Origin of the sequence: Vibrio sp. JC009 (assembly GCF_029016485.1) — a bacterium.
Classification (GTDB): Bacteria; Pseudomonadota; Gammaproteobacteria; order Enterobacterales; family Vibrionaceae; genus Vibrio.
The window spans coordinates 670,142-684,134 of sequence record NZ_CP092106.1; the positions used below are offsets into that span (position 1 = coordinate 670,142).

The 13,993-nt window shown below is 46.4% G+C and carries 12 protein-coding genes; 7 read left to right on the top strand and 5 right to left on the bottom strand.

Annotated elements, in window-relative coordinates:
* Positions 1–106 precede the first annotated feature (106 nt).
* Both L3Q72_RS03150 and tyrA read left to right on the top strand, forming a co-directional pair.
* Entirely contained in the window at positions 107–1,177 is a 1,071-nt protein-coding gene (locus L3Q72_RS03150) for a 3-deoxy-7-phosphoheptulonate synthase (RefSeq protein ID WP_275131228.1), read from the top strand.
* 14 nt (positions 1,178–1,191) lie between these two features.
* The gene (tyrA, locus tag L3Q72_RS03155; RefSeq protein ID WP_275131229.1) at positions 1,192–2,319 is read left to right on the top strand and encodes a bifunctional chorismate mutase/prephenate dehydrogenase; all 1,128 of its coding nucleotides are present in this window, start codon (positions 1,192–1,194) and stop codon (positions 2,317–2,319) included.
* A gap of 294 nt (positions 2,320–2,613) precedes the next feature.
* On the opposite strand, the gene L3Q72_RS03160 is transcribed toward tyrA, so the two are convergent.
* On the bottom strand, positions 2,614–3,903 hold the full coding sequence (locus L3Q72_RS03160; RefSeq protein ID WP_275131230.1) for a peptidoglycan DD-metalloendopeptidase family protein: 1,290 nt from the start codon (positions 3,901–3,903) through the stop codon (positions 2,614–2,616).
* Positions 3,904–4,029: 126 nt separating this feature from the next.
* Between L3Q72_RS03160 and tyrS the strand changes: the two genes are divergently transcribed.
* A complete protein-coding gene (tyrS, locus tag L3Q72_RS03165) occupies positions 4,030–5,217 on the top strand; it encodes a tyrosine--tRNA ligase (protein WP_275131231.1) in 1,188 nt (395 codons plus the stop codon).
* 382 nt (positions 5,218–5,599) lie between these two features.
* Entirely contained in the window at positions 5,600–5,926 is a 327-nt protein-coding gene (locus L3Q72_RS03170) for a hypothetical protein (protein WP_275131232.1), read from the top strand.
* Here the strand turns inward: L3Q72_RS03170 and dacB are convergent.
* From dacB to L3Q72_RS03185, 3 genes are all read right to left on the bottom strand, one after another.
* Positions 5,894–7,306, bottom strand: a complete 1,413-nt coding sequence (gene dacB / locus L3Q72_RS03175; RefSeq protein ID WP_275131233.1) for a serine-type D-Ala-D-Ala carboxypeptidase — start codon at positions 7,304–7,306, stop codon at positions 5,894–5,896. The two genes, L3Q72_RS03170 and dacB, sit on opposite strands and share 33 nt — an antisense overlap.
* Before the next feature lie 124 nt (positions 7,307–7,430).
* Positions 7,431–8,420, bottom strand: coding sequence for a porin (locus L3Q72_RS03180; protein WP_275131234.1), 990 nt, complete (start codon positions 8,418–8,420; stop codon positions 7,431–7,433).
* A 224-nt stretch (positions 8,421–8,644) separates the two neighbouring features.
* Positions 8,645–9,631 (bottom strand): porin, encoded by a 987-nt coding sequence (locus L3Q72_RS03185; protein WP_275131235.1) that lies wholly within the window; start codon positions 9,629–9,631, stop codon positions 8,645–8,647.
* 545 nt (positions 9,632–10,176) lie between these two features.
* On the opposite strand from L3Q72_RS03185, the gene greA reads away from it, so the two are divergent.
* On the top strand, positions 10,177–10,650 hold the full coding sequence (greA, locus tag L3Q72_RS03190; RefSeq protein ID WP_275131236.1) for a transcription elongation factor GreA: 474 nt from the start codon (positions 10,177–10,179) through the stop codon (positions 10,648–10,650).
* A 98-nt stretch (positions 10,651–10,748) separates the two neighbouring features.
* Here the strand turns inward: greA and yhbY are convergent, their stop codons facing one another.
* Positions 10,749–11,045: a ribosome assembly RNA-binding protein YhbY gene (yhbY, locus tag L3Q72_RS03195; protein ID WP_275131237.1), complete on the bottom strand. Its 297-nt coding sequence runs from the start codon at positions 11,043–11,045 to the stop codon at positions 10,749–10,751.
* Between the two features lie 143 nt (positions 11,046–11,188).
* Here yhbY and rlmE point away from each other — a divergent pair, with 143 nt between their 5' ends.
* Together rlmE and ftsH are read left to right on the top strand one after the other, a co-directional pair.
* Positions 11,189–11,818, top strand: a complete 630-nt coding sequence (rlmE, locus tag L3Q72_RS03200) for a 23S rRNA (uridine(2552)-2'-O)-methyltransferase RlmE (protein ID WP_275131238.1) — start codon at positions 11,189–11,191, stop codon at positions 11,816–11,818.
* A gap of 154 nt (positions 11,819–11,972) precedes the next feature.
* Positions 11,973–13,946 carry an ATP-dependent zinc metalloprotease FtsH gene (gene ftsH, locus L3Q72_RS03205; RefSeq protein WP_275131239.1) on the top strand — a complete coding sequence of 658 codons (1,974 nt, stop codon included), beginning with the start codon at positions 11,973–11,975 and terminating at the stop codon, positions 13,944–13,946.
* Positions 13,947–13,993 lie beyond the last annotated feature (47 nt).

Below are 13,993 nucleotides of genomic sequence, written 5' to 3' on the forward strand. Positions count from 1 at the left end.
TAAATTTACGCTTGCTTATTTTTGTATGCTTGTTATCTTGTCCGTCATTGAGTTTTATTAGCCAGATTGAGATTTGGTGTGTAACGAATAATTTACGGTGAGTAAAATGTATAGAAGTGAACTAAGTGACATTAACATCAGTAATGAACAGGTACTGATTACGCCCAACGAACTAAAACAGAAGCTGCCTCTGAGTGATAAGGCGCGGGCTTTTATTCGTGAATCACGCCAGACAATTTCCAATATCATCCATAAAAAAGATCACCGTATGCTGATTGTGTGCGGACCTTGTTCTATCCACGATGTGGAAGCAGCTAAGGAGTACGCTAAGCGTCTTAAGGCTTTGTCTGAGAAACTGGATGATCAGCTTTACATCGTGATGCGTGTGTACTTTGAAAAGCCGCGTACAACAGTCGGCTGGAAAGGACTTATCAACGACCCGCAGCTTGATGGTACTTTTGATATTGAGCACGGCCTGCATGTCGGGCGTCAGCTGCTGGTGGAACTGGCAGAAATGGAGATCCCGCTGGCAACAGAAGCGCTGGATCCTATCAGTCCTCAGTACCTTTCCGATACTTTCAGCTGGGCAGCTATCGGTGCGCGTACTACGGAATCACAGACTCACCGCGAAATGGCCAGTGGTCTTTCTATGCCTATCGGTTTTAAGAACGGCACTGACGGCAGTCTGGTTACCGCGATTAACGCGATGCAGGCGGCGTCTTCCGGTCACCGCTTTATGGGGATCAACCGCGAAGGTCAGGTTGCTTTGCTGACAACTCAGGGTAACCCTAACGGTCATGTGATTCTTCGTGGTGGTAAGCAGACCAACTATGATTCCGTTTCTGTGGCTGAGTGTGAAGAGGAAATGGCCAAGTCAGGACTGGATGCATCTCTGATGGTGGACTGCAGCCATGCGAACTCCCGTAAAGACTACCGCAGACAGCCGTTGGTGGCAGAAGATGTGATTCATCAGATCCGCGAAGGTAACAAGTCTATTATCGGCCTGATGATTGAAAGTCATCTGAACGAAGGCAACCAGTCTTCAGATATTCCTCTGAATGAGATGGCTTACGGTGTTTCTATCACAGATGCCTGTATCAATTGGGATTCAACTGAGGCACTATTGACGAAAGCACACAAAGAGTTAGTGCCGTTTTTACAGGACCGTTTGAAATAAGTACAAGGTAACTCATGGCAGTTGAGCTAAACGAATTAAGAGATCAGATTGATGCGGTAGACAAGCAGATGGTTGAGCTGTTGGCTCAGCGTCTGGCTTTGGTTGAAAAAGTGGGCGAAGTGAAAAGCGAACACGGCCTGCCAATTTATGCCCCGGACAGGGAAGCAGCTATGCTGGCGTCCCGCCGTGAAGAAGCGGAAAAGCGCGGTGTACCGCCTCAGTTGATTGAAGATATTCTTCGCCGGACCATGCGTGAGTCCTATGCCAGTGAAAAAGACTCCGGTTTCAAATGTTTGAATCCGGACCTTCGTTCAGTGGTGATTGTCGGTGGTAAGGGCCAGCTTGGTGGTTTGTTTGGCCGGATGTTCACTCTTTCTGGCTATCAGGTGAAAATTCTGGGCAGTCAGGACTGGGACCGCGCCGATGAAATCCTTGATGGTGCCGGTCTTGTTGTGGTTACTGTGCCTATTCATCTGACAGAAGGTGTGATTGAAAAGCTATCCGGTCTGCCTGAAGACTGTATTCTGTGTGACCTTACCTCGATCAAATCTAAGCCACTGCAAAAGATGCTGGATGTGCACAAGGGCCCGGTTGTTGGTCTTCACCCTATGTTCGGCCCGGATGTTCCGAGTCTGGCAAAGCAGGTGATTGTTTACTGCGATGGCCGCGAAAGCGAACAGTATCAGTGGCTGCTTCAGCAGTTCTCCATCTGGGGAGCCAGCCTTTGTCCGATAGAAGCAGATGAGCATGATCACGGCATGACCCTGATTCAGGCGCTGCGCCACTTCACCTCTTTTGCTTATGGTCTGCATCTGAGCAGAGAGAACCCGAACATAGACAAGCTTCTGCAGCTTAGTTCCCCAATCTACCGGCTGGAGCTGGCTATGGTTGGCCGTCTGTTTGGTCAGGATCCTAAGTTATATGGTGACATTATTCTCTCTTCGGAAAAGAACATTGAGATGATCAAGCGCTTCCACCACTGTTTCGGTGAAGCCATCAGGATTTTAGACAATCACGATAAAGCTGCATTTATCGAGAGCTTTAACCAGGTTAGCGAATGGTTTGGTGATTACTCTCAGCAGTTTATGGTAGAGAGCCAGAATCTGCTGAAGCAGGCGAACGATTCGATTCATCGGGGCTAGAGGTTATAGGTAACCCTGAGTCTTATACACAAGTTTAAGGAGCCAAAGAATGCTCCTCCCCTTAGCCTCGAAAGGCCGGATTTTCGAAGAAGTAACATCGAAGGGGAGGCTGGGAGGGGTTGTTTCTCATGGGCTTAAGTTTTGGTGGTTTAACCATGCATGGCATAACCAACCCCCTCTAACTCCCCCTTCTGTTAGCTTTATCAACCAGTTAGGCTTTTTCACTAAAGGGGGAGAACCGTTCTCTGGCCACTTTAATACTTGTGTATAAGAGTCAGCCTGCAACCTGCAACCCTATTTCCTGGCAAACAACAACTCCCCATACCTCTCCAACTGCGTCAGCCTTTCATCCGCCTTCATCAGATAAACCTGCTTATGCTCACCGGTCAGCGACTTAGACTGCGGCAATTTAACCGTTCTCGGGTTTTTATGTACCCCGTTTACCAGAAACTCATAGTGCAGGTGAGGGCCGGTTACACGCCCGGTGCCGCCTAGCGAACCGATAGCCTTGCCCTGTTTAACTCTTTGTCCGGTTTTTACATAACGTTTTTTGAGGTGCAGATACTTAGTGATATAGGTATTGCTGTGTTTGATAAATACATAGTTACCGTTGTACTTGTTGTAGCTGGATTTGATTACTACGCCATCACCGGCGGCCCAGATAGGGGTTCCGACAGGTGCCGCATAGTCAGTGCCTCTGTGAGGTCTGACTTTTCCGGTAACCGGGTGTCTGCGGCGCGGGTTAAAGTTAGAGGTCACCCGGCGGAAATCGACAGGTGAGCGTAGGAAGGCTTTTTTCATTGCCCGGCCGTTTTCGTCGTAATAGTTCTCTGTTTTATCATCCAGAACGGCTTTAAATGTATCGCCCTGGTTGGTAAAAATAGCGGCGATAATACGGCCCCGGCCTATCATTTCACCTTCTACTATCTTCTCTTCGTACAGCACTCTGAAGCTGTCTCCTGAGCGGATATCCAGAGCAAAGTCGATATCCCAGCCAAATATGCCTGCCAGCTCCATTATCTGGTTTGGCGTCATTCCTGCGGTAATCGCTGCATTCCAGAAGTTGGAAGTGATTTCCGCCTCTGTGTAGTTGTACTGAATATCGACCTCTTTTTTCTCGAATGCAGAGGTAAAGCCGTCACTGGTTTTGGTTACCCGGAAGGTTTCAAAGGCTGAGATATGGCGGACCAGCTGAACCAACTCCTGATTTTCATCAAACCCAAATAGCAGTTCATTACCCGGACGAAGACGCGAAAGCTGTTTATTTATCTCTTTGTTGGCGGAAATCAGATTGTGCAGAAGCCGGGCAGACAGTCCGATGCGGCTAAAAAGAACCGCAGCACTTTCACCTGAGTTAACTTTATGCTTTTCCCAGCGAATCAGGGTTACAGGCTGGAGCTGTTCGCCTGAAACTAAAGCTTCACTGTTAATGGCGAGAGGGTAGTGTTCACCGATCTCGAGGGTGTGATGATCTTTCATCAGTTCTCTGGCATCGGGAAGAAAAAGCAAAAAGGCGACCACCGCCGAAACCAGAACGATCAGCGCCTGATGGAAGATAGGAAGACGTCTAAAAATAGCAAGCATGTTTAAGCAATAACAAAAAAATAAGAAAATATACAATATAGAGTCTAACTGGTTTCAAAAAACATCGCTAATCAAGTAGACTGTCCAATTATTATTTTTTTGCCAAATCTGTGGGAGCTAACAAGAATGGCGAGTATTGAAGCTGCACTGGCCGAGATTAAGCGCGGTGCCGAAGAGATTCTTCCGGAAGAAGAGCTAATTGAAAAGTTAAAAGAAGGTCGGCCACTAAAAATCAAGCTGGGTGCCGATCCTACAGCACCGGATATCCATCTGGGCCATACGGTAATTCTGAATAAACTGCGTCAGTTCCAGGAACTGGGCCATGAAGTGACTTTCCTTATCGGTGACTTTACCGGTATGGTGGGTGACCCGACAGGTAAAAACACAACCCGTCCACCGCTTACACGCGAAGACGTACTTGCAAACGCTGAAACCTATAAGCAGCAGGTATTTAAGATCCTTGACCCTGAGAAAACCAAGATTCAGTTTAACTCTGAGTGGCTTTCTGCTCTGGGTGCTGAAGGCATGATCCGCCTTGCTGCAAACCAGACTGTTGCCCGTATGCTTGAGCGTGACGATTTTAAAAAGCGTTATGCCGGCGGTCAGCCGATTGCTATCCATGAATTTATGTACCCGCTTCTTCAGGGCTATGACTCTGTTGCGATGGAAACTGACGTTGAGCTTGGCGGTACTGACCAGAAGTTTAACCTTCTGATGGGCCGTGAACTGCAAAAAGCAAACGGTCAGAAGCCGCAGTGTGTTCTGATGATGCCTCTTCTTGTTGGCCTTGACGGCGAGAAGAAGATGTCTAAGTCTGCTAACAACTACATCGGTGTTGCTGATGCTCCAAATGAGATGTTCGGTAAGATCATGTCTATCTCCGATGACCTGATGTGGAGCTACTATGAGCTGCTTTCTTTCCGTCCGCTGGAAGAAATTGCTAAGTTCAAAGAAGATGTTCAGACAGGCACAAACCCTCGTGATATCAAGATCCTTCTTGCTAAAGAGATCATTGCACGCTTCCACAGTGAAGCTGATGCAGAGGCGGCTGAGCAGGAATTTATCAGCCGTTTCCAGAAAGGTAACATTCCTGATGAGATGCCAGAGTTTGAATTTGAAGCAGGTATCGCGATTGCAAACCTTCTGAAAGATGCAGGTCTGGTGAACTCGACTTCTGATGCAATGCGCATGATTCGTCAGGGCGCGGCAAAACTGGATGGCGAGAAAATCGAAGATACCAAGCTGATCCCGGAAGCAGGTACTGCGGTTTATCAGGTTGGTAAGCGTAAGTTTGCTCGAGTGACAGTTAAGTAATTAACGCAATCAAATAGACAGAGGGCGCTGTAAAAGGCGCTCTTTTTTTATCCATTTTCCGCGTGCAATTTTTGTGAGATGGCGCTAAAATACGCCCGCTGCAAAGTGCAGTACTTTTGGAGATTCTTATGAACAATACCGACCATCCCCCTAGTATGAAGGGAGAAAAATAACCCGCTTGGTATTGGCGATCTCCGCTCCTGCCAACCGGGCAGGAGGCGTTTCTTTTCAAAACATCTTCTCTTTTTTCTCCACATACGTGTATCTAGAGTTCAAAGCGTAGTTATGTCCGTCTTTGGGGCTATTTCCCAGGGCCCAGGGCCTGACAACCGAGAACCTAAGATCGATGGTCGTTACCTTTTAGCTAATCGGGAGATTTGCCATGACGGTAATGAGCGATATTTATATAGACCAGCCAACTTCATTCTCAACTGAAGAGATTGGGGCGGCTCGCAGCGTTTTTCTTCAGTACAGCGAAGAGAAGCAGATTCAGTTGCTGGCAGTCATGCCAAAGGAAGAAGCGATAGCGATTCTGGCTCACTGTAGCGTGGCTTATGTGCAGCATCTGCTGGATCAACTGGAAAAGCACGGATATGAAAAACGAACATCAGAGTATGCCCGCGAGCTGGGATTTATCAGCTCTCAGGCAACAATGCGGGGTGTTCTTAAGCAGAAGCTAGTGCGTCTGTTTGGTGCTGTTTTTAAGTGAAAGCTTAATCAAATCCGTATAGAAAGCTTTTTCAAACAGGAAAATAGCAGGGGTGGTAGCCTTTTGGTTATCATCCCTTTTTGGTGGATAGTAGTCAGTTACAAACTGTACAAAGGTCGCCTTGGGCTGGCCGCTGTCATCCAGAACATAACCGGCCATATTGTAGCTGCCGTAAAGGGAACCGCTTTTGGCTTTCAGATGACCTTTCACCGGTTCTTTTCGCATACTTCTCCGGTACTTAAGAGTGCCGCTTTCCCCTGAGTTTGGCAGCAATTGCAGAAGTGCCAGTTGATTATCGTTGCGCCAGATATAGTTAAGAATATCGGTCATAGATTTAACCGACATACGGTTATTTCGCGACAGACCCGAGCCATCCGCCAGTTGAGCGGTAGTCAGATTAATTCCCGTATGGGAGTAAACAATCTGCTTAATAGCCTCTGTGCCGTTATTAAAGCTTCCCGGCTGGATATAGAATTTGGCCCCTATGGTTTTCACCAGGTTGTCGGCTATCAGGTTATCAGATTCTTTCAGCATTTTGTCGATAAGCTCAGGCAGAGGGGCGGATAAGTTGGTGGCTAACACAGTGCCTTGTCGGTTATCGGTGGTTTTCACCTTGCCACTAAACTTAATGCCATTGATGCTCAGGATATGTTTGATAGCCTCTCCGGTATAAAGCGAGGTTTCCTGAACGGCAAATTTCAGCGGAAGCGGCTTTTCCCGGTAAGTCAGGCAGCCGGATAGCTCGTAGCGGTTATTATCGAAAGTGATAAGCTCAAGTTCACACTGGCGCTCCTTCTGCAACTCTTTGCTGACAGAGGTTGCTCTGGTGCTGACATTAATCGGCTGATGCTCAGGTACATGCACCCGGGTAGTGCCGTCTTTATTGGTGTAGATGGAGGCCTGAACGCAGTTTTCATCCAGTGTGATTGCGCTGGCAGGGGCACTGTAGCAGACACCAAGTATATCCCAGGGCCAGCCGACTCCCCGCTCATAACCGGAAAAGGTGCCTTTGTTAAGGTAGATATCGCCCTTAATCTCTTTTAGGCCGTTTGCTTTAGCCGCCGTCAGCAGCTCTGCAAGGTCATGCGATGTGAGTGTGGGATCGCCGGAAAAGCGGATAATCATATCATCGCCGTCAGCCTCTACAGAGGTTGCAAAGCGAAACTCATTGCCCAGCTCCAGTTTTGCTGCCAGAGCGGTGACGATTTTCAGGGTGCTTGCCGGTGGGAACAGCTGTTCGCTGTTAATCTCAATGGGGTTGCCTTCCGGGGTATGGACTGATAATCCAACCCGGCTTCCTTCAGGTAATATGTCTACGGGAGAATATGCCTGCGCTGAGAGCGTCAGCAAAAATGCGGTAATGGCAATGAATACACGCATAACAAAATACCTGCCTGCAAATGAGAAAATAGCTTATACGAGTATATAGAAATTATAGTGGAGTAAAAAGAGAAGAGCCTCTGAATCAGAGGCTCCGGGGAAACCATCGTTTTATCTTTTGGTCTTAGAAGCTGTACTTCAGACCAAAACGCAGTGTGTTTTCAGCATCTTTGCTGTAACCAGTGCCGATCAGATTATTCATGTCATCTTGATCCAGGTTATTCAGCATATAAGAAACATAAGCGTTCAGGTTCTTGTTGAAGCGGTAATCACCTGTGATCTCAAAGAAGTCGCTCTTAGTGTAGCTGGAGCTCTTTCCGTCGATTTCAGAGTTCTGGTAAGCACCCTTCAGAGCAAAGCCGTTGCTGAAGTCGTACACAGCGGCAAGTTCCATACCTGTGAACTCTTCATCTTCGTTATCGCCTGTATCACCCATAGTGTAAGTGGCACCAAGGTATAGCCCACCCAGCTCATAGTTAATACCGGCAATCATTGCATTGCCTTCAACGCCGTTGTCGCCTTCACCCTCAGCAGAGTAGCCAAAACCAAAGCCCAGGCCCATATCCAGGGTATAGACAGCGGAAACACCGTAACCGTCACTGTCTTTCTCTTCGCCGGCTATATAGCTTGCCTGCAGATTCAGCCCACCAAACTCGCCGGTATAAGCGATGGTGTTATTCTGTTGCTCGTTACTTGCGTCAATAAATGCCTTTTGACCACCGGTAAAAGTTGTCATATCAGACATATTTGAGATCTGTACCGCAGCTGTATCCTGACGGCCAAATGATACTGCACCGAAATTACCTTTCAGACCGGCATAAGTGTAACGTTGCTTCAGGTCTGCGCTTTGTCTCTGCTCGCCTTCATAGAAGCCAAAGCCTGTCAGCTCTTCTGTAATCTGAGTTTCACCGCCGACATTCAGACGGAAACGGCTGGCGTCGCTCATTGTGCCTTCGATTTCTTCGCCGCTTGATTTGCCAATAAAGTCGCCACGGAATTCAGCACGACCGCCGATATTCAGCTTTGTACCATTCTCATTATATACTTCAGCCGCTGAAGCCAGAGACGAAGTAGCTGCAGCAGCCACCGCTAACGCAATGATTTTCTTATTCATAATCTTGTCCTGATTTACTGTTTGTTAATCCGGCTTGTCGCTCCGGATGGTGCCGGTGAGCAAATTATCAGACGCTAACCGACACGATTATTAATAAGTTTTAAACTGCGAGAGTGTTAGTAAAACAAGATGAAATCTAATAAAACAATGTTTTTTATTTTCTGTTAGGTATAAAAAATGCCTGCAAAGCAGGCATTAATCAGGACATGAATTCAGACGATGAATTAGAACGAGAAGTAGACACCAGCTACTGCAATAGTCTCTTCTGCATCGTTGTCGTACTTGTAGTTGTCAGCTGAAGAGTATTCAATAAAACCTTTCAGAGCGTCAGAGAATGCGTAGTCTGCACCTACTGTGTATGCAGTCATTTCATCGCTAAAGCCATCTTTTTCTGCCTGGAATGCTGAAACGTACAGGCGAGCTGCGTCAACAGTGTAGTCTGCTGATGCGCCGATTACGTCAATATCAACACTGTTGATTTGTTCAACAGCGTAGTTTGCGTTAACAGAGAAGCCTGCGATTGCGTAGCCTAGTTTTACACCGTATACGTCATTGTCGCCGCTGTTTGTTGTTGTAGATGAGCCACGGTTGCCGTGATCCTGGTAAGAAGCACCTGCGGTGAAACCTGCAGCAGTGTATTCAGCGGATACGCCGTATGCTGCATCTTGGTCTTCTTCTTCAGACAGGAATGTGTCTGCGATCAGAGTTAGTGCATCAGTGCTGTATTTAAGGCTGATACCGTTGCCTGCAGATTCAAAGGAAGTTACAAAGTCATCCATGTAACCGTAACCTTCATTAGTGTTATCGATAGTAATTGCGTCAAGTGAATCACCAAAGTCACCGATTTCACCCACAGCAATACCAAAGTTATCACCAAACATAGCACCGATGTACTCATCATCAGTTGTTACGTTTTTGTCTTCACCGCCTGGTTTAAAACCTGTGCCGTCTTCAATTTCAAATGAACCGAATACCATAACGTCATCGTTTAGCTGATGATTAGCGTCGATCTGGATCTTAACTGAAACATCAACATCTGCATCACCAGTGTAGTCGTCTGTAGCTGAATAGTTTTTCAGCTCAGTGTCGCTAAGGAATGCGTCAATTCCACCTGATAGACCAACTGTAGTTGCATTGTTTTCGTAAATAGTTGCTGCATTTACACCGGTAGCTGCGAAAGCCACTGCTAGTGCGATGATTTTCTTGTTCATCGTTATATTCCTATTAAATCCTATTAATGAGTTTTATCGCTTTTATAGGTGACCCGATATTCCAACTTCTAAATGTAAGGCCTTGAATACATTAGGCAGGGATTAATAAATTAGGCGCTATGATGCATAGCCTTACACCTATCAAGTCACGCAAATGTTTTACCGCTCAAAGCCGGATTTAAGTGAGTAAAATGATCTAAAAGAAAATATTAATTAACCTTTATTTACGCTTTTCTCTTTCTAACTTATTGATATTTTGTGGTTATATGTTTTTTTGATACAAGTCTAAAAATGTATGCAAAAAAATTGAGTTTTAGCGATCCTTCACTATTTTTTAGATTTTTATGTGTGATCAAGATCACTTGATTTAGATGTATTTATTTTTCTTTGCTGTGAACCGTGAATACATCTTTCGATTAGCTAGTGATTATTTTTCTATCTTTGTTTACACTAGCGGAAATCCGAATCAATTTTTAATCCTACTCAGCCCAGGTTGAGTGGGAATGTTTTGTCCAAAGATAAGCTTTGGAATCTGAGGTTTAATAATGGAAAAAATTCCAATGACTGTACGCGGCGAGCAGAAGCTGCGTGAAGAACTTGATGTGCTGCTAAAGCGTCGTCCGCTTATTTCTGAAGCTATCGCAGAAGCTCGTGAGCTTGGTGACCTGAAAGAAAATGCTGAATATCATGCTGCCCGTGAAGAGCAGGGCATCTGTGAAGCGCAAATCCGTGATATCGAATATAAGCTATCTGTGGCTCAGGTTATCGATGTGACTAAGATGGATAACACAGGCAAAGTGATTTTTGGTACTACAGTGACTGTGATCGATCTGGATACAGATGCGGAATCTACCTACCAAATCGTGGGTGATGATGAAGCCGATATTAAAGCCGGCCGTATTTCTGTTAGTTCTCCTATCGCTCGTGGCCTTATCGGTAAGATGGAAGGCGATGAAGTGGTTATCTCTACTCCGGGTGGGGACAAGGACTACGAAATCGATAAGGTAGATTACATCTAATTACAGGCCCTGGTCCCTGGGTTTATGGGAACAAGGGTGAGAGATACAAAAAAGACCGCGTATGATGCGGTCTTTTTTGTAACTGCAAGTCTTTGCCGTTATTTTCGAGGTATCTCGATTTTGCGCTCTTCTGACTGGCGGTACAGAACCAGAACTTTACCGATTGTCTGTACTTTTTCTGCTTCTGTTTCACGAACGATGGCGTCAATAATCAGATTTTTAGTTTCTCTGTCCTCAGAGGCAACTTTAATTTTGATCAGTTCGTGGTGGTCTAGAGCAAGTTCAATTTCCGCAAGCACTGCTTCTGTAAGTCCATTTGCGCCCAGTAACACAACAGGTTTTAGGTTGTGTGCCAGACCTTTAAGGTGCTGCTTTTGTTTTGTGCTTAAATTCATTATGCGGCCATATCTCTATAATTACGGGACTGTCTACCGCGAATTTTTCGAGATAAACAGAATATGGGGTTGAAAAACGTTATTCTACCGCCATCTAGTACCGAAGACTATAATTTATTAACACTCCTGAAATTGGGTAATAAATGAGTAAGCAGAAACACTCCGCGAGTTCCGGGCGCTGGCTGAAAGAACATTTTGATGACAAATATGTAAATGAAGCCAAGAAAAAGGGTTACCGCTCGCGTGCTATCTTTAAGATTGAAGAGATTCAGGATAAGGATAAGCTTCTTAAACCAGGCATGACGGTTGTCGATTTGGGGGCAGCTCCTGGTGGCTGGTCTCAGTACGCAGCAAAGATTGTTGGTGATGAAGGACAGGTTATCGCCTGTGATATCCTGCCGATGGATTCCATTGCCGGCGTTGCTTTTCTTCAGGGAGATTTCCGGGAAGATGCGGTTCTGGAAGCGTTATTAGATCGCATTCAGCCGGACATGGTTGATGTTGTGCTGTCTGATATGGCGCCGAATATGGCCGGAAACCTGTCGGTTGACCAGCCAAGAGCAATGTATCTTGTTGAACTGGCTCTGGATATGTGCCGTCAGGTACTGGCTCCGGGTGGCAGTTTTGCTGTTAAGGTTTTCCAGGGTGAAGGCTTTGATCAGTACGTGAAAGATGTCCGTGATATGTTTAAAGTGGTTAAGATTCGTAAGCCGGATTCTTCACGGGCCCGTTCCAGAGAAGTGTATATTGTCGCTACGGGTTACAAAGGATAATTCCTTGGTAGCATTTACATTTGATCGTGGATATATAACATTATTGCTACACTAATATAGATCTGAGGCTTATGCTATATAGATTGGTATTAGAAACTGTAGTACCCTACCTTTAATTACAATTAGTTATCGAGAGGCTGACACCTTGAGTGACATGGCAAAAAATTTAATACTGTGGCTGGTAATCGCTGTAGTCCTGATGTCGGTATTCCAGAGCTTTGGGCCTGGGGATGCCAGCGGCAGAGCAGTGGATTACACTACATTCGTACAAGACGTCGGCCAAGGCCAGATACGTGAAGCGCAATTTAACGACAGAGAGATCACTTTCTACCGTCGTGATAACTCGCGTTACGTAACCTACATGCCGATGTATGATGAAAAACTGCTTGATGATCTGATCAATCAGAATGTAAAAGTTCAGGGTTCTCCACCTGAAGAGCAGAGCCTGCTGGGCACAATTTTCATCTCCTGGTTCCCAATGATCTTACTGATTGGTGTCTGGATTTTCTTTATGCGCCAGATGCAGGGCGGTGGCGGCAAAGGCGCCATGTCTTTTGGTAAGAGTAAAGCTCGTATGATGAGCGAAGAGCAGATCAAAACCACTTTTGCTGATGTTGCTGGCTGTGATGAAGCCAAAGAAGACGTAAAAGAGCTGGTGGATTATCTTCGTGATCCAAGCCGTTTCCAGAAGCTTGGCGGTAAAATTCCGACCGGTGTTCTGATGGTTGGTCCTCCGGGTACTGGTAAAACACTTCTTGCTAAGGCGATTGCCGGTGAAGCAAAAGTGCCGTTCTTTACTATTTCTGGTTCAGACTTCGTTGAAATGTTCGTTGGTGTGGGTGCATCCCGTGTGCGTGACATGTTCGAACAGGCGAAGAAAGCTGCGCCATGTATCATCTTTATCGATGAAATTGATGCGGTTGGCCGTCAGCGTGGTGCCGGTGTTGGTGGTGGTCACGATGAGCGTGAACAGACACTGAACCAGATGCTGGTTGAGATGGATGGTTTCGAGGGTAACGAAGGTATTATCGTTATCGCCGCAACTAACCGTCCGGACGTTCTTGACCCTGCGCTACTGCGTCCAGGCCGTTTCGACCGTCAGGTGGTTGTTGGCCTTCCGGATGTTCGTGGCCGTGAGCAGATCCTGAAAGTTCATATGCGCAAAGTACCGCTGGCGGGTGATGTTGAGCCATCACTGATCGCGCGTGGTACTCCGGGCTTCTCTGGTGCGGATCTGGCAAACCTTGTTAACGAAGCAGCGCTGTTTGCTGCACGTGGTAACAAGCGCAATGTTTCCATGGTTGAGTTTGAACTTGCTAAAGACAAGATCATGATGGGTGCGGAGCGTCGCTCAATGGTTATGACGGATGAGACCAAAGAATCAACCGCATACCACGAAGCGGGTCACGCGATTGTTGGCCGTATCGTACCGGAGCATGATCCTGTTTATAAAGTATCTATTATTCCTCGTGGCCGTGCGCTTGGTGTGACTATGTACCTGCCTGAGCAGGACAGAGTTAGCATGTCCCGTCAGCATCTTGAATCTATGATTTCAAGTCTGTACGGTGGCCGTCTTGCTGAAGAGCTGATTTACGGCGCTGAAAAAGTATCAACCGGTGCTTCAAACGACATCGAACGTGCGACAGATATTGCACGTAAGATGGTGACTCAGTGGGGCTTCTCTGAGAAGCTTGGTCCTCTGCTTTACGCAGAAGAAGAGGGTGAAGTATTCCTGGGCCGTAGCGTAACTCAGACTAAACATATGTCTGACGATACCGCTAAGCTGATTGATGATGAAGTACGTAAAATCATCGACCGTAACTACGAGCGTGCGAAGAAAATCCTTGAAGAGAATATGGACATCATGCATTCAATGAAAGATGCACTGATGAAGTATGAAACGATTGATGCAGGCCAGATTGATGACCTGATGGATCGTAAAGAGGATATTCGTGAGCCTCAGGGCTGGTCTGCAGATGCAGAAGCGAAAGTAGCAAAAGCGCGGGCTGAAGCGAAAGAAGCTTTGAATCCGGAATCTAAGGCGACAGAAGAGAAGCCTGAAGAGAAAAAGGATGAAGCACCTTCTGCGGAAGCCAAGGCTGAACAGCCAAAGGATAATGAAGAGTAATCTTTAATCTTTGTCTTTTAAAACCTCGGGGTCTCCCGGGGTTTTTG

What these genes read in the sequence shown, in the direction of transcription:
- L3Q72_RS03150 (WP_275131228.1), top strand. Translation starts at nt 107, where the DNA reads ATGTATAGAAGTGAACTAAGTGACATTAACATCAGTAATGAACAGGTA.
- tyrA (WP_275131229.1), top strand. Translation starts at nt 1,192, where the DNA reads ATGGCAGTTGAGCTAAACGAATTAAGAGATCAGATTGATGCGGTAGAC.
- L3Q72_RS03160 (WP_275131230.1), bottom strand. Translation starts at nt 3,903, where the DNA reads ATGCTTGCTATTTTTAGACGTCTTCCTATCTTCCATCAGGCGCTGATC.
- tyrS (WP_275131231.1), top strand. Translation starts at nt 4,030, where the DNA reads ATGGCGAGTATTGAAGCTGCACTGGCCGAGATTAAGCGCGGTGCCGAA.
- L3Q72_RS03170 (WP_275131232.1), top strand. Translation starts at nt 5,600, where the DNA reads ATGACGGTAATGAGCGATATTTATATAGACCAGCCAACTTCATTCTCA.
- dacB (WP_275131233.1), bottom strand. Translation starts at nt 7,306, where the DNA reads ATGCGTGTATTCATTGCCATTACCGCATTTTTGCTGACGCTCTCAGCG.
- L3Q72_RS03180 (WP_275131234.1), bottom strand. Translation starts at nt 8,420, where the DNA reads ATGAATAAGAAAATCATTGCGTTAGCGGTGGCTGCTGCAGCTACTTCG.
- L3Q72_RS03185 (WP_275131235.1), bottom strand. Translation starts at nt 9,631, where the DNA reads ATGAACAAGAAAATCATCGCACTAGCAGTGGCTTTCGCAGCTACCGGT.
- greA (WP_275131236.1), top strand. Translation starts at nt 10,177, where the DNA reads ATGGAAAAAATTCCAATGACTGTACGCGGCGAGCAGAAGCTGCGTGAA.
- yhbY (WP_275131237.1), bottom strand. Translation starts at nt 11,045, where the DNA reads ATGAATTTAAGCACAAAACAAAAGCAGCACCTTAAAGGTCTGGCACAC.
- rlmE (WP_275131238.1), top strand. Translation starts at nt 11,189, where the DNA reads ATGAGTAAGCAGAAACACTCCGCGAGTTCCGGGCGCTGGCTGAAAGAA.
- ftsH (WP_275131239.1), top strand. Translation starts at nt 11,973, where the DNA reads ATGGCAAAAAATTTAATACTGTGGCTGGTAATCGCTGTAGTCCTGATG.